This is a genomic window from Rhizobium sp. 11_C7_N12_5 (assembly GCF_051811145.1).
GTDB lineage: Bacteria > Pseudomonadota > Alphaproteobacteria > Rhizobiales > Rhizobiaceae > Rhizobium > Rhizobium lusitanum.
This window is the reverse complement of the sequence record NZ_JBPWPY010000001.1, coordinates 2,204,539-2,223,321: the sequence shown is the minus strand read 5'-3', so window position 1 is coordinate 2,223,321 and position 18,783 is coordinate 2,204,539. Positions and strand designations below refer to the sequence as shown.

The window sequence follows — 18,783 nt, the reverse complement described above, 5'->3', positions numbered from 1 at the left end:
AATGTCGCCCGCTTACTCATAGAACCGGTAGCCGTTGGAAATCTCGGCGCCGAGCTTGTTGTTGCGCGCGACGAAATCCTCCAGGAATTCATGCAGCCCCTGATCCATGATGTTCTTGATCGTGAGGTTCTGCAGCAACTGACGAATGGCTTCGGCAGTATCGTTTGCAGGCAGCCTCGTCTCGTATTCGGCACTGAGAAAGCTGATGTTACCGACGATCTTCTCATAACAATAGGCGAGCGACCGCGGCATCTGACCGTTCAGGATCAGGAAGTCGGCGATGTTGGCCGGCTTGTATTCGGGATCGTAGGCCCATTTGTAGGCCCGGTGCGCCGAGACGGATCGCAGGATCGATTCCCACTGCGCGTTATCGAGCGAAGAGCCGACATGGGAGACCGACGGCAGCAGGACGTAATATTTTACGTCGAGGATGCGGGCCGTATTGTCGGCGCGTTCGATGAAGGTGCCCATGCGGGCGAAGTTATAGAGCTCGTTGCGCAGCATCGAACCGTGGAAGGCACCGCGGATCAATCCGGCACGGCGCTTGATGACGTCGATCGTCTCCGGCAGTTCGGCTGTTTTCAGCCGCTTGCCGAGCAAGGCCTTAAGCTCGATCCAGCATTCGTTGGTCGCCTCCCAGGTGTCGCGGGTCAGCGCCGTGCGCACCATGCGGGCATTGTTGCGGCCATATTCGATACAGGACATGACGCTCGACGGATTGGAGCGGTCGCGCATCAGATAGTCGATCGCGTCGGCGCCCGTGAGTTTGCTGTGCACTTCGTCATAGGCTTCGCGCACGCCGGCGCTTTGCAGGACGCCGTCCCAGTCGTCTTCCACTGCGCCGCTGCGCGTCAGCGACATGCGCTGGCCGGCATCGACGAGGCGGGCTATGTTTTCGGCTCGCTCGATGTAACGGAACATCCAGTAGAGGCCATTCGCGGTTCTTCCAAGCATGTCCGTTTCAGTCCTCCAGAACCCAGGTATCTTTGGTGCCGCCGCCCTGGCTGGAATTGACCACCAGCGAGCCTTCCTTCAGCGCCACGCGGGTCAGGCCGCCGGGGATGATCCGCACCTTGTCGGAAACGAGAACATAGGGGCGCAGGTCCACATGGCGGGGCGCGATGCCTTTGTTGACCAGGATCGGCACCGTCGACAGGGAAAGGGTCGGCTGGGCGATGTAATTGTTCGGCCTGCTCTTCAGCTTCTCGGCGAATTCCGTCCGCTCCTTCTTCGAGGCGGTCGGTCCCACAAGCATGCCGTAGCCGCCGGAGCCGTGCACTTCCTTGACGACGAGATCGGCCAGATTGTCCAGCACGTATTGCAGGCTGTCGGGCTCCGAACAGCGCCAGGTCGGCACGTTTTCGAGGATCGGCTTGCGGCCGGTGTAGAATTCGACGATCTCCGGCATGTAGGAATAGATTGCCTTGTCGTCGGAAATACCCGTGCCAGGCGCATTGGCGATGGTGATACCTCCGGCGCGATAGACATCCATGATGCCGGGAATGCCGAGTGCGGATTCCGGACGGAAGGTGAGGGGATCGAGGAAATCGTCGTCGACGCGGCGGTAGAGCACGTCGATGGCTTCATAGCCTCGCGTGGTGCGCATCTTCACCTTGCCGTCGATGATGCGCAGATCCGAACCTTCGACCAGCTCCACGCCCATCATGTCGGCCAAAAAGGAGTGCTCGTAGTAGGCCGAATTGTAGATGCCGGGCGTCAGCACGGCGACGCGGGGCTTGCCCTTGCAGCCGGGAGGGGCGAGCGAGGCGAGGCTCTGGCGCAGCAGCAGCGGATAGTCCTCGACGCGCTGCACCTTGTTCTGGTGAAACAGCTCGGGGAACATCTGCATCATCGTTTCGCGGTTTTCCAGCATGTAGCTGACGCCAGACGGCGTGCGGGCATTGTCCTCAAGCACGTAGAACTGGTCTTCGCCCGTGCGCACGATGTCCGTGCCGACGATATGCGTGTAGACGCCGCCCGGCGGGCGAAAGCCGATCATCTCGGGCAGGAAGGCGTCATTCTTCTCAATCAGCTCGCGCGGGATGCGCCCGGCGCGGATGATTTCCTGCTTGTGATAGATGTCATGGAGGAAAGCGTTGAGGGCGATGACCCGCTGTTCGATGCCCTGGGCGAGCTTACGCCATTCGCGACCGGAGATGATGCGGGGGATGATATCGAAGGGGATGAGCTTTTCCGAAGAGTCTGCGTGTCCGTAGACTGCGAAGGTAATTCCCGTCTTTCGGAATATGTTTTCCGCATCTCGGGATTTGGCAATGAGATGGCCTCTGTCCTGGCCGGAGTACCATTCGAAGTATTTTTGGTAAGGTTCGCGCGGACTTTCATCCGCAGTAATCATTTCATCAAATGCCAAAGGTGCGGTCCCCGTGTTTTTACCCATTTGAATACAACGGTTTTTACAATGCAAGAAGTATGCGCAGTTACCGATACAAATTTCGCAGCGCGGAAAAATGCCGGATTTGCGGGCATTTAAGGGTGGCGCGGCAGTTATTCGTCGAACCTTGTCGCAGGACTCAGATCAAAATTTGAGCATCTGCTTCATTCGAAGACTGAACGCCTAGGTGGCAGATGAGGTTTCCTAAGCGTGGGCGATCGTGAGCGCGGGGTGAAGAAAAATTGATGACTGCTTTCAGCAGATGGATTTTGACGGTTCCGCCGCCATCGTCTATCAGCCTTTAGCTCCCCGCGCGGCACTCCGAATTCGACTCCGATTCCGGCTTCAGCGCATCAAACGCACATCGGTCAGCCTTCCATGTCCCTCGATAAATTCGCGCCGGCGATCTTCGTCGTTCTCTGGTCCACCGGCTGGATCGTTGCCAAATACGCCTCGCTGCATTCAGGTCCGTTCACCTTTCTGATGATCCGCTACAGCCTGTCGGCGCTTGCCTTCGTGCTGCTTTGTTCGGTTACCGGCGCCCGGTGGCCGCGCGATTGGTCGAGCGTGTTTCGGGCTGTTTATTCCGGTATCTTCCTGCACGGCATCTATCTCGGCGGCCTCTGGTGGGCGATCGCCGAGGGCGTGCCGGCCGGCATGGCCGGCATCATCGCGGCCCTGCAGCCATTGATGACGGCCATGGCGGCGCCGTTTCTCGTCAGCGAGCGCCTGCAGCCTGTCCAGCGCCTTGGCCTGCTGCTCGGGTTTATCGGTATTGCGATCGCCATCTCGCCGAAGCTGCTGACGCCGGAGACGGCCAATCTCTGGCAGGCCGTGGTTCCGCTTGCAGTCAATCTACTGGCGATGGCATCGGTGACCTACGGCACCCTTTACCAGAAGCGCTATCTGCAGACCGGCGATCTTCGCACCATTGCAACGTTGCAATATGTCGGCGCTTTGATCGTCACCGTGCCGCTGGCCTTCATATTCGAGGGCCTGCATTTTGACGGCACGCAGACGGCGATTCTGTCTCTTCTCTGGTCGGTCTTCGGTCTGTCGATGGGCGGGGTCGGCCTGCTGCTTTATCTCATCCGCCGAGGCCAGGTCTCGCGCGCCGCATCGCTGATCTATCTGATGCCGCCGGCAGTCGCCATCGAAGCGGCGATCGCCTTCGGCGAGCCGCTGACCCTGCAGATCATCATCGGTACGGCCGTCGTGGTGATCGGCGTCTACCTGACCAACCGGCGTACAGCGGATGTTGTGCCGGAATAGGCATCATAGGTTACAAAAAAGGGGGCCGATCGACCCCCTTTGTATTCGTTCAAGCGCGTTCGCGGCGCTGGCCGCCGTTGCCGGGGCCGCGGCGCTTCATGCCGCCGTCCTTGCGCTGTTCGCCCTGAGCGTTCTGGCCACGATCGTCGTGGCGACCCGTGGGGCGGCCGTGCGCGTGGCGGGGACCGCGATGGGCGCCGGCTTCGTGGGCTGCGCCATTGGCATTTGCGTGGCCATTGTGCTGCGGCTTCTTGGCCGGACGGAAATCGGACGTCGACGTGAGATCATTGTCCACTTCCGGGCGCGGCGTGCGCTCGTCACGACGTTGGCCGCGGAAGTCGGCATTGCGATTGTTTTCGCGCTGCGGACGACGTTCTTGGCGCTCGCCGTTATGGGCGCGGGCTTCGCCGGCTTCGCCCTCGCGATGAGGACGGCGAGCCGGACGTGCGGGACGGCCTTCGGGACGTCCCTGACCCGCACCACCACGACCTTGGCCCGGGGCCTGACCGCCACGACCGCCTGCGCGGTTGTTGGCGCGAACCGGGCGGCCGCGATCGGCCGGAGCCTCGCCGCTGGCAACGGCGATATCGATGGCCATCAGGCGTTCGATGTCGCGCAGCAGGCGGATTTCATCCGGAGCGCAGAAGGCGATGGCGATGCCGTCGCGACCGGCGCGCGCCGTGCGGCCGATGCGGTGGACGTAGGCGTCAGGCACTTCCGGCAGATCGTAGTTGTAGACATGCGTGACGCCGGGGATGTCGATGCCGCGGGCAGCGACGTCGGTGGCGACGAGAACGCGGACTTCGCCGTCACGGAAGCCCTTGAGGGCACGCTCGCGCTGACCCTGGCTCTTGTTGCCGTGGATGGAGGCGGCGGCAAAGCCGACATGTTCGAGATGCTTCATCAGCTTCTCGGCGCCATGCTTGGTGCGCAGGAAGACCATGGCGCGGCCATCCGGGTTGGCGGAAATCGTTTCCTTGAGGATCTCGGTCTTATGGTTCTGACCGGAAACGAAGTGGACATACTGCTCCACCTTGTCGGCGGCCTTGCCGGGAGGCGAGACTGCGACCGTGACCGGATTGGTCAGGTATTCGGAAGCGAGATCGGCGATTGCCTTCGGCATGGTGGCCGAGAACAGCATGGTCTGGCGCTTTGCCGGGACCATCTTGGAGATCTTGCGCAGGTCGTGAATGAAGCCGAGGTCGAGCATCTGGTCGGCTTCGTCAAGGACGAGGTAGCTGACCTGGCCGAGCGACAGGGCGCGGCGGCTGATGAGGTCGAGCAGGCGGCCGGGGGTGGCGACGAGAATATCGGTGCCGCGCTCGAGCTGGAGCTGCTGCTTGTTGATGGAGGCGCCACCGACGACGACGTTGATCCTGAGCGCCGTCTTGCGGACGAAGAGCTTCAGGTTGTCGGCGATCTGGTTCACCAGTTCGCGGGTGGGGGCGAGGATCAGGGTGCGGACGGTGCGGTTGTCGGGGCGCTTGGCGTCCTTCAACAGCATTTCGATGATCGGCAGGCCGAAGGCGGCAGTCTTGCCGGTGCCAGTCTGGGCGAGGCCGATGAGATCGCGGCCCTGGAGAACAAGCGGGATAGCCTGAGCCTGGATTGGCGTCGGCGTCGTAAAATTGTTCTGCGACAGCGTATCGACGATCTGCTTGGAGAGACCAAGCGAGTTAAAATCGGTCAATTCAGTACCTTTCGGGGCGCCAAAGCAAATAGGCCGGATCGCACCATGCGGTCCGGTCTGTCTCTGGCGTCAAGAACCCCGCGTGAAGTGGGAACTTGTAAGTTGGAAAAAGCTTTCCAGCGCATCTGACCGCCTTGGGTGCGGTCTCGTTATCTAAAGCGCTTTTGTCCTTCTCTTGCGTACGTCTAAGTCCCGCAGGGCACGCTCACGCGGCGGCCGGAAGGTGAAAGCTGAGCGGCATTTGGTCTTATTCCCGGCCAAAGTCAAGAGGGCGCCGGAAGCTTTCCTTCATGGACATACAAATACCGCCGGAAATCCGGCGGCATCTTCGGCTCTGGAATTCTGATAGGCGCATTCTTGGCGCGGTGGCGTTTCAAGCCTCAACGGCAGACCTCCACACGGTAGGCACGGCCCCAGCCATCGTGACGCCATGCCCAATAGCAGCTCGGATAGGGGCGCACATAGACCCGTTCATAGGCTGGGCCTTCGTAATACGCCGGATATTCAGAATAGTAGGCGGGATAGGCCGGGTATGCCGGTCGTACCGCTTCGGCCGCCAGAGCGCCGCCGACGACACCGGCGGCAAGGCCGCCGAAGAATGCGCCGCGATCGGAGGCGCTGGCATTGGTGGCGGTTACGGCGGCAGCGCTGCCGAGCGTCAGCGCGATCATGCCGGCCGTGGTTAAAGTGCGAAGCAAAGACATCGAAATCCCTTTCCCAAAAAGAGGCCTCCAAGCCGAAGCCGAGCTTGACGGTGCGCGGGAAACGGGGCGAAGTCGCGGCTAAAAAGACGGCCGCGACATTAAATTTTGTTCATGATGGAATAGGTAAACCTATTGATTTCCCTTTAGAAATCTGTGGGAACGCCGCCTTCTTGCTTGCGCCTGGCCACGAAAGCGTCGAGCTCTTCCTCGATTGCCGGATCAAGCGGGGGACGCTCATAGCGGGCGAGCGTTTCCTTGAAGACGCGGTTGGCATGATCGTAGGTTGTCGGCCTCCCGGCTTCGGTCCAGGTCTCATAATTTCGCCAGTCCGAGAGGATCGGGGAATAGAAGGCGGTCTCATAGCGGGCAAGCGTGTGCGCTGTGCCGAAATAGTGTCCGCCGGGGCCGACGTCGCGCACGGCGTCGAGCGCCAGGGCGTCGCTGCTGACATCCAGCGGCGTCAGGAATTCGGCGACCATCTGCAGCATATCGACATCGAGGATGAACTTCTCGAACGAAGCCGTCAGGCCACCTTCGCTCCACCCGGCGGCATGCAGCACGAAATTGCCGCCGCCCTGGGTCAGGGCCCAGAGAGAAAGCGCCGATTCGTAGGCCGCTTGGGCGTCGAGCGTGTTGGAAGCGTTGGTGTTCGAGGTTCGGTAGGGGATGCCATAGCGGCGGGCGAGCTGGCCGCCGCAGATGACAGCCTTCATGTATTCCGGCGTGCCGAAAGCAGGCGCGCCCGTCTTCATGTCGACGTTCGAGGTGAAGCCGCCGTACATGACCGGCGCGCCTTTGCGTACCATCTGGGTGAAGGCGATGCCGCACAGTGCTTCGGCATTCTGCTGCACCAGCGCGCCGGCAATCGTCACCGGCGCCATCGCACCCGCCAAGGTAAACGGCGTGACGACCACCACCTGTCCGCGCGACGACATTTCGATGATGCCCTGCAGCATCGGCCCGTCAAGGCGCAGCGGCGAGGAGGAGTTGATGATGGTGAAAAGCGACGGCTCGCGCTCCATCTGCTCCATGCTAATGCCGCGTCCGATGCGGGCGATCTCGATCGCGTCGAGATTGCGCTGCTTGCCGAGCGAATAGCAGTGGAAGGCCTTGTCGGTGAGCTTCACGATGTCGGACAGGCAGTCGAGATGGCGCACCGATGCATGGATATCGATGGGCTCGACCGGATAGCCGCCGGTCATGTGGATGATGTCGAAGGACTGGGCAAGCTTGATCAGCTTGCGGAAGTCTTCCTGATTGCCGGCTCTCCTGCCACCTTCGCGATCGGCGACGAAGGGAGCCGAAGCGACCTGGGCGAAGACGAGGTTGCGGCCGCCGATCTCGACGTTTCTAAGGGGGTTGCGGGCATGGAGGGTAAAGGTCGAGGGCGCGGAGGCGACCAGCTCAAGGATCAGGTTGCGGTCGAAGCGGACGCGCTCCTTGCCCGGCGTGACGTCGGCACCGGCCGCCTTCATGCGGTCTCGCGCTTCCGGCAGGATGATATCCATGCCGATCTCTTCGAGGATGGTCAGCGATGCCTCGTGAATGTCGTCCAGGGTTTCGGGCGACAGAAGCTCCGTGCGGGCGAGATTGTTGACGAGATTGAGATACTTCGCGCCGCTCGGCTTGCGGCTGCGTTCGCCGCCGCGCCCGCCTGTCCGTCTTCGCCGTTCGACTGGAGCCGTCGCGGTCTCCGATTCGTTCAGGGTCAGGCTGTCTTCGTCGCTCATAATGCTCGCTCCCAATTGTCCGCCGGAGGATTCTTGGCAGAGTTTAGAGCGCCGTGCCGCCGTCGTTTGCGACGAAGGCATGACCGTTATAGGATAGTGCATGGTCTGAACGCGACGTTGCATGCCGGGTTAAATATGGTTAACGCGTTGTTAAAGCGATTTGTGATAGAGCGTCGTTTCATGAACTATCGTGTGCGGTGAGAAGAGAGATCCCGTTGAATCTGGACGGTGAACTGCTGGAGATGGCCTGCCGCCGGATCGCCAATCTGGATAGGCCGGCCTATATCAAGAACAGCGAGCTGCGCTACGTCGCCGTCAACGAGGCCTATGCGCGCTTCTTCCAGCGCGATATCTCCGATTTCATCGGCAACCGCAGCCACGATGTGCTCGACGCCGTCGAAAGCGCCGACCGGGAAGACAGGGAGCGGCGTGCGCTCGTCTTCGGCTCCGAGGAGACGGCGCTCTGCTTCGATCCCACGGGTCGTCAGCGCGCCCGCATGCAGATCGAAAGCTTTTCACCTTCGGAAGACCGCGTCTATGTGTTCGGCATGTCTGTCGACGCGCCGGCCGCATCCGACGATATGTCGACTGACGGGAAAGAGGGTGGGAGCCTCGATGAGGTCGGTTTTTTCCGCACAGTTCTGGAGGATCTGCCGGTTGCGACCTTCGTGCGCGATGCCAACCACCGGCTGATCTATGCCAACGCGGCTCATGCCGCCATCACCGGGATCGACCGCGAGGAAATGCTTGGCAAGACCGAGCATGAGATGTTCGATGTCGGCGCGGATGACTTCTTTGCCGAAAACGAGGTCGCGCTGAAGGACGGGCGTGGGCACGAATTCGAAAGCGAAATGGTGGATCGGCAGCAGATCAAGCATCCTGTCAAGATCCGCGTCAACCGCGCCGTAACATCCGATGGCGGCCACTATGCCGTTGGCTCCATAACCGATACGTCGGCGCTGAGGCAGCGAGAAACGCAATTGATGGAGGCGCAAGCCCGCGCCGAGGCGCTGCATCAGGATCTCGACAATACTCTCCGTTCGATGCCGATCGGGGTTTTGATCCACAACAGCGACTACATCGTGGAATACGTCAACGATGCCTGCTACGACATTTGGGGGTTCTCCAAGGACGAGCGTTTCGAAGGCCGGCCTTATCGCGATCTCATCGCCAAGCACTTCGAGCTCGAGCGCTTCGGCTCCGACTACCGTAGCGTCGACGACATCTATGAGGCGCGCCTGGCCGCCCTGCGCAAGGCAGGGCCGCATCTGCAGACGGAAGTGAATTTTGCCGACGGCAAGTCCGTCATCATCGATGCACGCCGTATTTCGAATGGCCGGACCTTGGTGTCCTATACGGATATTTCCTCCGTGCGACAGCAATCCCAGGAGATCACCGAGACCCGCCTGGCGCTGGAGCGCCTTGGAGGATTGATGGCCGATGCGATGCAGGCCATGTGTCAAGGGCTTCTGATCGTGCAGGACGGCGTGATCGTGCTGGCAAACGAAACGCTGAAGGACATGCTGAAGCTGCCGGCGGAAAGCCTGGAGGTCGGCAGGAACTGGTCGGTCGCGTTCGATTATTGCGCCGGACGGGGCGATTTCGGCGACGATCCGGAGACCCTGCGACAGTGCTGGGGCGAGAGCATCGCGGCCGGCAAGCCGATCTCTGCCGTGTTCCAGGTCGTCGGCGACCGGTGGATGCAGCTCGATGCCGCGGTCGGCGAGCATCGCCGTTGGATCGTGGTGCTGACAGATGTCACCGAAATGAAGGAGCGCGAAGCGGATCTGCAGCTTCTGCTGGCTCGCAGCAATGCGGCGGATCGTGCGAAGTCCGAATTCCTGACGAATATGAGTCATGAAATCCGCACGCCGATGAACGGAGTTCTGGGCATGGCGGAATTGCTTGGCAAGACCGATCTCGATGCCCGGCAGAAGACGTTTGTCGACATCATCGTCAAGTCGGGTACCGCCCTTCTGACCATTATCAACGATATTCTCGACTTCTCGAAGATCGACACCGGCGAAATGCATCTGCGCAAGGTGGCATTCGATCCGGTGGAGGCGGTCGAGGATGTTGCGACGCTGATGGCGGCTGCCGCGGCGGAGAAGCATATCGAATTGCTGGTGCGCACAGCGCCCGGCGTGCCTGCCGCGATGCTTGGGGATGCCGGGCGTTTCCGCCAGATCGTCACCAACCTCGTCGGCAACGCGATCAAGTTTACCGAGCGCGGCCATGTATTGGTCGAACTGGATAGCCAGTCGTCCCCCGGAAGCGACCCGGTGCTGACGCTGCGCGTCGAGGACACGGGCATAGGCATTCCCGATGAAAAGCTCGATACCATTTTCGAGAAGTTCTCGCTGGCGGATTCATCCTTCGCGCGCCGTCTCGAGGGCTCCGGTCTCGGTCTCTCTATCACGGCCGGTCTGGTCGATCTTTTCGGCGGTTCGCTCTCAATCGAAAGCGAATGGGGCAAGGGATCGGTCTTCACCGTCGATCTGCCTATGCCGCTGGTTGCCGAGCGTGGCAAATCACCGGATCTGCCGGCCAACGTCATGGGCGCCGGCATCCTGGTCGTGGAAGACAATGAGATCCATCGGCGCATATTGACCGGGCAATTGGCGCAATGGGGGTTCGACGGCTACGCGGCCGAGGACGGCAAGACCGCGCTCGCCATTCTGGACGCCGCTTTCGACATGGGCGTGCCTGTCGATGCCCTGATCATCGATTACAGTATGCCCGGCATGAACGGCTATCAGGTCGCGCGCGCCGTTCGCGCCGATTCGCGCTTCGACTCAGTGCCCATGATGTTTCTCACATCGATGGGTGTTGTCGGTTACGACAAGGAGTTCACCGCCGTCAACGGCCAGGCGCATCTGATGAAGCCGGTGCGCGCCAACGTGTTGCGCAGCACGATTATCGATGTCGTGCGCACATCGCGCAGGCGGAAGACCAACGGCCAGACAAGCGCCGGTGTCAGATCATCGCCGCTGGAGGCTGAAGCCGCTGCCGCGATCGGGACAACCGAACAGATGGCCTCGCCAAAACCCGGCAATGCCATCGACGTTCTCGTCGCCGAGGACAATGAGGTGAATCAGATCGTGTTCACGCAAATTCTGCAGGCGACGGGCCTGCGCTTCCTCGTCGTAGAGAACGGTCAGGCGGCTGTAGATGCATGGCGCCAGTTGCGGCCGTCGATGATCCTGATGGACGTCACCATGCCCGTCATGAATGGCCATCAGGCGACGCGAATGATCCGGCAGGTCGAGGCGCAAGTCGGGCAGGGTTGGCACGTGCCCATCATCGGGGTCACGGCGCATGCGCTGGATGTGGATCGCGTGATGTGCATGGAAGCGGGCATGGACGACTGCCTGTCGAAACCGATCAGCCCCGAGCTTCTCGAGGCCAAGATGCAGCGTTGGCTTGGCGATGCGGCTCTTCAGGCCGATCGCTCCAGCAGTTAAGCCGGCTTGACCCCGCAGAGCATTTCCCGCTTGCCGGCAAAGCCCTGCCGCCGCTCCACGACGAAGCCTGCCGCCTGCAGATTGCGGCGTACGAAACCGGCGGCCGCGTAGGTGGCGAAAGTGCCGTTCGCAGCCGTCTTGCCATAGAGCTCCTGCATGAGTTCCGGCGACCACATGTCGGCATTTCGCGAGGGCGCGAACCCGTCGAGATACCAGGCATCGAAGCCTGGTTGCGCGTTGCCCACGCCATCGAGCGCCGGGCCGCAGGCGACAGTCAGGCGCGTGTGTGCGTCGAGCCTCAGCGATACCATGCCTTGTGGATCGCTTGGCCAGCCGGCAACGAGGGCCTGGCGTTCGCTGTCGATCTCAGGCCAATGCGACAGGGCGCGATCGATCTCCTCCGCCCGCATCGGGTAAAGCTCGAAGGACATGAAATGCAGTTCAGAGCCCGATGTCGCCTGCTGGCGCCATTGACGCCATGTCTCGCAGAAGTTCAGGCCGGTGCCGAAGCCCAATTCGCCGATGAGGAAGTTCCGTGCCTGCTGCCAGCGGGCCGGCAAGCCGTTGCCGGCCAGAAAGACATGGCCGCATTCCAGCCGGCCATCGGTCTGGCAATAAAAATGGTCGCCAAAAGCCGTCGAATAGGGCATATCGCCGTCGCGCCATTCGAGCTCCGGGCTTGCCGCATTGGTTTCGGACGCCTGCGTCCGATCGGAAACTGGATCTGTCATGGAAAGAGCCGATAATCCCCCAAGACCAGCCCGTCAATCATCCGTCGATCTGCTGGTCGTCGGCGGCGGCATTATGGGCCTGTGGGCGGCTGTTCATGCCGAACGCCTCGGCATGCAGACACTGCTCGTCGATGCCGGCCGCTTCGGGCAGGGCGCAAGCGGCGGCCTGCTCGGCGCGCTGATGCCGCATATGCCGGACAAATGGTCCGTGAAGAAGCAGTTTCAATTCGATGCGCTCGTATCTCTGGAAAAGGAAATTGCGGCCTTGGAGGCGGCGACCGGGCTTTCTGCCGGGTACCGTAGGGCCGGTCGGCTGATCCCGCTGCCGAAGCCGCATTTGCTGGAGATCGCGCGCGGTCATTCGCGGGATGCCGAAACGCATTGGCATCAGGATGGGCGTGAGTTTCACTGGCATGTGCTGGGCGCTGCACCCGTTCAGGGCTGGATCGATCCGTCGGCTGGCGGAAGCGGTTTTGTCTTCGATACGCTCGCAGCCCGTGTTGCCCCGCGGGCCCTGCTGAAAGTCCTGGTGAACTTTCTTGCCGGGGCCAGGCATGTGCGGCTGATGGAGGGCTTGCGCATCGATGGCATCGATCCGGAGAGGGGTGTGGCGACCACGAGCGAGGGCGATATCCGCTTCGGACGCTGCATCCTTTCGGCCGGGCATGATTCCTTCCCGATATTGGACGGGCTGACGCATGGCCGTCAATCGTCTCTGGGCCAGCCAGTAAAGGGTCAGGCCGCCTTGCTGAAGACGAATGTCGACGGCAGCCTTCCGGTGATCTTTCGCGACGGTCTCTATATCGTCCCGCATGAGGGCGGGCTCGTGGCGATCGGCAGCACCAGCGAGAATCGCTTCGACGACCCACTGTCGACGGACGGCCAGTTGGATGACTTGCTGATCGCGGCCCGCGCCATGGCGCCGATTCTGGCCGATGCGGAGGTCCTCGAACGCTGGGCGGGCCTGCGGCCGAAGGCGGTTGATCGTGACCCGATGGTGGGCGCGCATCCCGACCATCTGTCCCTGATCGCATTGACCGGCGGCTTCAAGGTCAGCTTCGGACTGGCACACCGGCTGGCCGAGGCGGCGGTGCGGGAGGCGGCGGATATGGCCTGTTGCTTCAAGTTGCCGCAGACATTCACGTTAGCGAGCCATATTGCCATCGTATCACGTAAAACGTGAATATACGCCCCTTCAGGTCGTCAATCTGTCACGCAAATCACCTATCTCCTTGGCCGTTAGCACCCGGCTCGGTCAGCCGGTTTATTGCGCCCTGGAGGAGATTTTATGCGCTACGCCATTTGCTTCACGCCGTCTGCGAGCGATCCGCTGACGCTCGTGGCCGCAAATTGGCTCGGCCGTAACGTCTATTCCGGTGAGATGGTCGACCCGCCTGCCATTCGCGGGCTTGGCATCCACGAGATTGCTTTCTACACCGCCGTTCCCCGCCGCTATGGTTTCATGGGTCTCCTGAAGGCGCCTTTCCGCCTAGCAGACGATATGTCCGAAGCGGCGTTGCTGCGCGAGCTCATGCGGTTTTCCGGCACGGTCGCACCGTTCGAGATCCCGAAGCTCGAGGTCGCGCGGCTTGGCGGCGCGCTGGGCCTGGTTCCTTCCGCGCCAAGCCAGCAGATGAATTTTCTCGCAGCGTCCCTGGTTCAGGCTTTCGATCACTATCGCGCGCCATTGACCGAAGCCGAGTTCGAACGTATCGATCCGGATGGTCTTTCGGCGACGCAATTTGCCAACCTGCACCGTTGGGGCCATCCGCATGTGATGGATGAGTTCCGCTTTCAGATGATGCTGACCGGCACCGTCAGTCCCAGCGACATCCAACGCATAGAACGGGTACTGCGCGACTTTTTCGAGCCGGCGCTCGCCGCGCCGCTTCCCGTATCCAACATTGCCTTGATGATGGAGGACGGTTCCGGCGGTCCTTTCCGGGTGCATTCCCTGCATCCGATGGGCAAGGTCAGCGCCCGTAAGATCGCCTGAAACGCCAGGTATTGTCGCAGCCCAGGCATTGGACTGACGTATCGGCTCCAAGGCGCATCGTTCACCTGCTAGCGGCTTGCGATTGAAAGGAAAGTGATTTTCGCACTTTCCGTCTCGACTTTCCCTGCATGGATGCTACCGTTCGGCTTGTTCGAGAAGGTGCTTCAATGTCGGAAAACTACTCCCGCAATCTCATCGGCTACGGCCGCAACACGCCGGATCCGAAATGGCCGGGCGATGCTCGCGTCGCGGTGCAATTCGTGATCAATTACGAAGAGGGCGGAGAGAGCTGTATTCTCGACGGCGATCCGGCTTCGGAAAACCTGCTGTCCGAAATTGTCGGCGCTGCGGCCTGGCCGAACCAGCGCAACCTCAACATGGAATCGATCTACGAATATGGCGCGCGCGCCGGCTTTTGGCGACTGTGGCGCATGTTCACCGAACTCAAGGTCCAGGCGACGGTCTATGGCGTAACGCTTGCCATGGCGCGCAACCCCGAAGCGGTCGCCGCCATGAAGGAAGCCGGCTGGGAGATTGCCAGCCACGGCTACCGCTGGCTGGAATACAAGGATTTTTCGGAGGATCTGGAGCGCAAGCATATTCTCGAGGCGGTGCGGCTGCACACCGAGATCACCGGCGAGCGGCCCTTGGGCATGTATCAGGGCAAGCCGTCAGACAATACGCTGCGGCTTATCATGGAGGAGGGCGGCTTCCTTTATTCCTCGGATTCCTATGCCGACGATCTGCCCTATTGGGTCGATGGCTTGAATGGCAAGCCGTTCCTGATCATTCCCTACACGCTCGAAACCAACGACATGCGCTTTGCCACGCCGCAAGGCTTCAACTCGGGTGACCAGTTCTTCACCTACCTCAAGGATGCCTTCGACACGCTTTACGAGGAGGGCAAGCAGGGCAGCCCGAAGATGATGTCCGTCGGCTTGCATTGCCGCCTCGTCGGCCGTCCGGGCCGCGCTGCGGCGCTGCGGCGGTTCATGGAGTATGTGCTGAAGCACGATAAGGTCTGGATCCCCCGGCGTATCGAGATCGCCAACCACTGGTACCAGCATCATCTTCACGGGGGCGAGCGCTGAGATGATATCGCGCGACGAATTCGTGAGCCGTTTCGGTGGTGTTTTCGAGCATTCGTCCTTCATCGCCGAGCGCGCCTATGACGCAGGGTTCATTGTCGAACCATTGACCTCGGGTGGCGTGCACAGTGCCCTGACCAAGATTTTCCGTGCGGCGAGCGCGGAGGAGCGGCTTGGCGTCCTGCGCGCTCACCCTGATCTGGCCGGCCGGCTGGCAATTGCCGGCGAGCTTACCGAGGACAGCCGCAAGGAGCAGGCCGGCGCCGGGCTCGACCGGCTGAGCCCGGCGGAACATGCCCGCTTCACGGAACTCAACGACGCCTATGTGACCAAGTTCGGCTTTCCCTTCATTATTGCGGTCAAGGGCCTCGGCAAGGACGATATTCTGGCTGCCTTCGAGACGCGGGTCGACAATAGCCGTGAGGCGGAGTTTGCGACGGCAACGGCGCAGGTTGAGAAGATCGCCCTGTTGCGCCTAAAATCCATGCTTCCGGAAAGCTGATGTGCGGAAAGCGCTGCTATCTTTCCCATTCCGCTGATGGCTTAGTATCTGGCCAAGGGAGCTGCATGACATGAGTTTGGATCGGCTGATTACGCATCTCGATCGCATGCAGCAGGCCGGATCCGAAATAGGCCGGTTTCTTCAAGGCATTGGTCGAGACAGCTTTTTCACGAATGCTGAGAAGCAACGTGCCGTCGGTATGAATCTCGTGTTGCTGGGCGAAGCGGCTGCGTGCATTTCGGAGGAATATCCCGAATTTGTCGTTGACCATCCGAATCTGCCTTGGCATGCGCTAGGCGACCTCCGGAATCGAATTGCGCAGGGCTATTTCGATGTCGAGCTGACGGCCTTGTGGAATATGGCGCAAACATCCGTTCCGGAATTGCTCTCACAACTGGACTCCATTCGCCACTGGCGAGCGGAAGGCGAATAATCATAGAATGACACAGCATCTGGACATTCTTCCTCTGACGAAGGCGGCATTTGCGCCATTCGGCGACGTGATCGAGGCCGATCCGGCGACCATGCGCTTCATCAACGGCGGTACGACGGAGCGTTTCCACGCGCTGTCCACCGCCGAAGCCATTGGTGACGGCGCTCGGGTAATCCTGAACCTGTTTCGCGGTCAACCGCGTGCCTTTCCCTTTACAATCGAGATGATGGAGCGCCATCCTTTCGGCAGTCAATGTTTCGTGCCGCTCAACGGCCGGCCATTTCTGGTGGTCGTCGCGCAGGACGAAGACGGCAGGCCCGGCAAGCCGCAGGTCTTCATGGCGCGGGGTGATCAAGGTGTGAACTATCGGGTCAATACCTGGCATTATCCCCTGATGGCACTCGGCGAGCAGAGCGATTTTCTCGTGGTCGACCGTGACGGGCCGGGAAACAATCTGGTCGAATTCTTTTTCGACACCCCCTTCACCATCGGAGCGCCGACCCTATGACCGGACTGACGACCCATGTGCTCGATACAGCTCTCGGCAAGCCGGCCGAAGGCTTGATCATCGATCTTTTCAGGATCGAGGGGGATACCCGCACGCATCTGAAGACGGTGACCACCAATTCGGACGGGCGCGTGGACGGCGGACCTATCCTGATCGGCGATAGTTTCGTCGTCGGGACTTACGAACTACTTTTCCGGGCTGGGGACTATTTGCGGGCAACTGGGGCCAGGTTACCTGATCCGGCTTTCCTCGATCTCGTGCCGATCCGTTTCGGTATTGCCGATACGACTGCGCATTATCACGTGCCGCTGCTGATCTCGCCTTACGGCTATTCCACCTATCGCGGGAGCTAAGACTTGCGTTTTGCTGTTATTGCCGATGTCCACGGTAATCATCTGGCGCTGGAGGCGGTGCTCGAGGATATCCGCAGGCAAGGCATCGCCGAGATCGTCAATCTCGGCGATTGCTTCAGCGGGCCACTGACGGCGGGAAAGACTGCCGATATCCTGCTGGAGCTGCGCGCCGTGACGGTTCGCGGCAACCATGATCGGTATCTGATCGAACAGCAGCCGGAAAAGATGCATGTTTCGGATCGGGCCGCTCATGCGGAGCTGGCTGAGCATCATCTCGATTGGCTGCGCAACCTGCCTTTCAGCATGGTCTACCGGAACGATGCCTATCTCTGCCATGCCACCCCCGCCGATGATAACGTCTATTGGCTGGAATCCGTCTCGCCGGACGGTCACGTCTATCTGAAGCCGCTGAAGGAGATCGAAGCGCTGGCTGCCGGCATCGATTTTCCGTTGATCCTGTGCGGTCACAGCCACATTCCGCGAGCCGTCCGGCTTTTCGATGGGCGCCTGATCGTCAACCCCGGCAGCGTCGGCTGCCCGGCCTATGACGACGATCTGCCCAATTATCACAAGGTCGAGGCCGGCCATCCCTTTGCCTCCTACGCCATTCTGGAAAAGACGGGCGATACCTGGCTGCCGATCTTCCGGCAGGTGGCCTATGATCACGGGGTGATGGCCCAACTCGCGGCGGAAAGAGGCCGCGAGGAATGGGCGGTCGGCTTGGCGACGGGCTGGTTGCGCTAGACCTCGGCGATAACAGTCCGATCCACCGTCTTGATATCGCGCTTGCCGCAAAGCGCCATGGATATATCCAGCTCCTTGCGGATGATCTCGAGCGCCAGCGAGACGCCTTCCTTGCCCATGGCGCCCAAGCCGTAGAGGAAGGGCCGGCCGATGAAGGTGCCCTTGGCGCCGAGGGCGACGGCTTTGAGCACGTCCTGACCCGAACGGATACCGCCATCCATATGCACTTCGATCCTGTCGCCGACGGCATCGACGATCCTCGGCAGCATGCTGATGGAAGAGGGGGCGCCGTCGAGCTGGCGACCGCCATGGTTGGAAACGATGATGGCGTCCGCTCCTGTATCCACGGCTGCCTTCGCATCCTCGACATCCAGAATGCCCTTGATGATCAGCGGGCCGCCCCATTGCTCCTTGATCCAGGCGACGTCGCTCCAGGAGAGCTTGGGATCGAACTGCGAATGCGTCCAATGTGACAGCGTCGTCATGTCGGAGATGTCCTTGGCATGACCGATGATATTGCCGAATGAATGACGTTTCGTTTTCAGCATCTCCATGCACCAGGCCGGCCGCGTCGCCATCTGCCAGACGTTTTTCGCCGTGAATTTCGGGGGCGCGGAGAGGCCGTTGCGGATATCGTTGTGGCGCTGGCCGAGGATCTGCAAGTCGGCCGTCAGCACCAGCGCCGAGCATTTTGCCGCCTTGGCACGACCGATGAGGTTCAGGACGAAGTCGCGATCCTTCATGACGTAGAGCTGGAACCAGAAAGGCTGCTTCGTCACGGAGGCGATGTCTTCGATGGAGCAGATGCTCATCGTCGACAGCGTGAATGGAATGCCGAATTCCTCTGCCGCGCGCGCCGCCAGCATCTCGCCGTCGGCGTGCTGCATGCCGGTGAGGCCCGTCGGTGCCAGCGCCACCGGCATGGAGGCCTTCTGGCCGACCATGGTCGTTTCCAGCGAACGATCGGACATATCGACGAGAACGCGCTGGCGCAGCTTTATCTTGGCGAAGTCCGCCTCGTTGGCGTTGTAGGTCGACTCCGTCCAAGAACCGGAATCGGCGTATTGGAAGAACATCTTCGGCACGCGCCGCTGTGCGAGCTTCTTCAGTTCGGCAATGGTAAGCGGCGCGGTCATAGCTCTCTGCCTTCTCGAGGATTGTGTTGCGGCGGGTTCG

General features: G+C 61.0%; 17 protein-coding genes. 10 read left to right on the top strand and 7 right to left on the bottom strand.

Annotated elements, in window-relative coordinates:
- Nucleotides 1-12 precede the first annotated feature (12 nt).
- Both AB8B29_RS10920 and AB8B29_RS10915 read right to left on the bottom strand, forming a co-directional pair.
- A complete protein-coding gene (locus AB8B29_RS10920; protein WP_113118484.1) occupies nt 13-954 on the bottom strand; it encodes an alpha-E domain-containing protein in 942 nt (313 codons plus the stop codon).
- Between the two features lie 7 nt (nt 955-961).
- Nucleotides 962-2,371 (bottom strand): circularly permuted type 2 ATP-grasp protein, encoded by a 1,410-nt coding sequence (locus tag AB8B29_RS10915; protein ID WP_047562550.1) that lies wholly within the window; start codon nt 2,369-2,371, stop codon nt 962-964.
- 399 nt (nt 2,372-2,770) lie between these two features.
- On the opposite strand from AB8B29_RS10915, the gene AB8B29_RS10910 reads away from it, so the two are divergent.
- Nucleotides 2,771-3,664: a DMT family transporter gene (locus AB8B29_RS10910; RefSeq protein ID WP_113118485.1), complete on the top strand. Its 894-nt coding sequence runs from the start codon at nt 2,771-2,773 to the stop codon at nt 3,662-3,664.
- A gap of 49 nt (nt 3,665-3,713) precedes the next feature.
- Here AB8B29_RS10910 and AB8B29_RS10905 read toward each other — a convergent pair whose 3' ends face one another.
- The 3 genes from AB8B29_RS10905 to AB8B29_RS10895 form a co-directional block, all read right to left on the bottom strand.
- Nucleotides 3,714-5,354 (bottom strand): DEAD/DEAH box helicase, encoded by a 1,641-nt coding sequence (locus AB8B29_RS10905; RefSeq protein ID WP_047562555.1) that lies wholly within the window; start codon nt 5,352-5,354, stop codon nt 3,714-3,716.
- Nucleotides 5,355-5,734: 380 nt separating this feature from the next.
- Complete coding sequence (locus tag AB8B29_RS10900) at nt 5,735-6,058, bottom strand: hypothetical protein (RefSeq protein ID WP_092575842.1); 324 nt, start codon at nt 6,056-6,058, stop codon at nt 5,735-5,737.
- Between the two features lie 143 nt (nt 6,059-6,201).
- Nucleotides 6,202-7,788, bottom strand: coding sequence for a trimethylamine methyltransferase family protein (locus AB8B29_RS10895; RefSeq protein WP_113118487.1), 1,587 nt, complete (start codon nt 7,786-7,788; stop codon nt 6,202-6,204).
- A 215-nt stretch (nt 7,789-8,003) separates the two neighbouring features.
- Between AB8B29_RS10895 and AB8B29_RS10890 the strand changes: the two genes are divergently transcribed.
- Complete coding sequence (locus tag AB8B29_RS10890) at nt 8,004-11,252, top strand: response regulator (RefSeq protein ID WP_113118488.1); 3,249 nt, start codon at nt 8,004-8,006, stop codon at nt 11,250-11,252.
- Here the strand turns inward: AB8B29_RS10890 and mnmD are convergent.
- The gene (mnmD, locus tag AB8B29_RS10885) at nt 11,249-11,983 is read right to left on the bottom strand and encodes a tRNA (5-methylaminomethyl-2-thiouridine)(34)-methyltransferase MnmD (protein ID WP_113118489.1); all 735 of its coding nucleotides are present in this window, start codon (nt 11,981-11,983) and stop codon (nt 11,249-11,251) included. The genes AB8B29_RS10890 and mnmD overlap by 4 nt on opposite strands.
- Here mnmD and AB8B29_RS10880 point away from each other — a divergent pair.
- The 8 genes from AB8B29_RS10880 (at nt 11,982) to AB8B29_RS10845 (ending at nt 17,607) form a co-directional block, all read left to right on the top strand.
- Nucleotides 11,982-13,166 carry an NAD(P)/FAD-dependent oxidoreductase gene (locus AB8B29_RS10880; RefSeq protein ID WP_037194933.1) on the top strand — a complete coding sequence of 395 codons (1,185 nt, stop codon included), beginning with the start codon at nt 11,982-11,984 and terminating at the stop codon, nt 13,164-13,166. The two genes, mnmD and AB8B29_RS10880, sit on opposite strands and share 2 nt — an antisense overlap.
- Nucleotides 13,167-13,271: 105 nt before the next feature.
- On the top strand, nt 13,272-13,979 hold the full coding sequence (locus tag AB8B29_RS10875; RefSeq protein ID WP_037194932.1) for a DUF1045 domain-containing protein: 708 nt from the start codon (nt 13,272-13,274) through the stop codon (nt 13,977-13,979).
- Between the two features lie 167 nt (nt 13,980-14,146).
- Nucleotides 14,147-15,070, top strand: a complete 924-nt coding sequence (gene puuE, locus AB8B29_RS10870) for an allantoinase PuuE (RefSeq protein WP_047638694.1) — start codon at nt 14,147-14,149, stop codon at nt 15,068-15,070.
- A 1-nt stretch (nt 15,071) separates the two neighbouring features.
- The gene (gene uraD / locus AB8B29_RS10865; protein ID WP_439006482.1) at nt 15,072-15,569 is read left to right on the top strand and encodes a 2-oxo-4-hydroxy-4-carboxy-5-ureidoimidazoline decarboxylase; all 498 of its coding nucleotides are present in this window, start codon (nt 15,072-15,074) and stop codon (nt 15,567-15,569) included.
- Between the two features lie 70 nt (nt 15,570-15,639).
- On the top strand, nt 15,640-16,002 hold the full coding sequence (locus tag AB8B29_RS10860; RefSeq protein WP_113118491.1) for a HepT-like ribonuclease domain-containing protein: 363 nt from the start codon (nt 15,640-15,642) through the stop codon (nt 16,000-16,002).
- Between the two features lie 7 nt (nt 16,003-16,009).
- Entirely contained in the window at nt 16,010-16,510 is a 501-nt protein-coding gene (locus AB8B29_RS10855) for an ureidoglycolate lyase (protein ID WP_113118492.1), read from the top strand.
- Complete coding sequence (gene uraH / locus AB8B29_RS10850; protein WP_037194927.1) at nt 16,507-16,863, top strand: hydroxyisourate hydrolase; 357 nt, start codon at nt 16,507-16,509, stop codon at nt 16,861-16,863. The genes AB8B29_RS10855 and uraH overlap by 4 nt, the downstream gene beginning before the upstream one ends.
- Nucleotides 16,864-16,866: 3 nt before the next feature.
- Nucleotides 16,867-17,607, top strand: a complete 741-nt coding sequence (locus tag AB8B29_RS10845) for a metallophosphoesterase family protein (RefSeq protein ID WP_113118493.1) — start codon at nt 16,867-16,869, stop codon at nt 17,605-17,607.
- On the opposite strand, the gene AB8B29_RS10840 is transcribed toward AB8B29_RS10845, so the two are convergent.
- Nucleotides 17,604-18,743, bottom strand: a complete 1,140-nt coding sequence (locus tag AB8B29_RS10840; RefSeq protein ID WP_113118494.1) for an alpha-hydroxy acid oxidase — start codon at nt 18,741-18,743, stop codon at nt 17,604-17,606. The two genes, AB8B29_RS10845 and AB8B29_RS10840, sit on opposite strands and share 4 nt — an antisense overlap.
- Between the last annotated feature and the right edge of the window lie 40 nt (nt 18,744-18,783).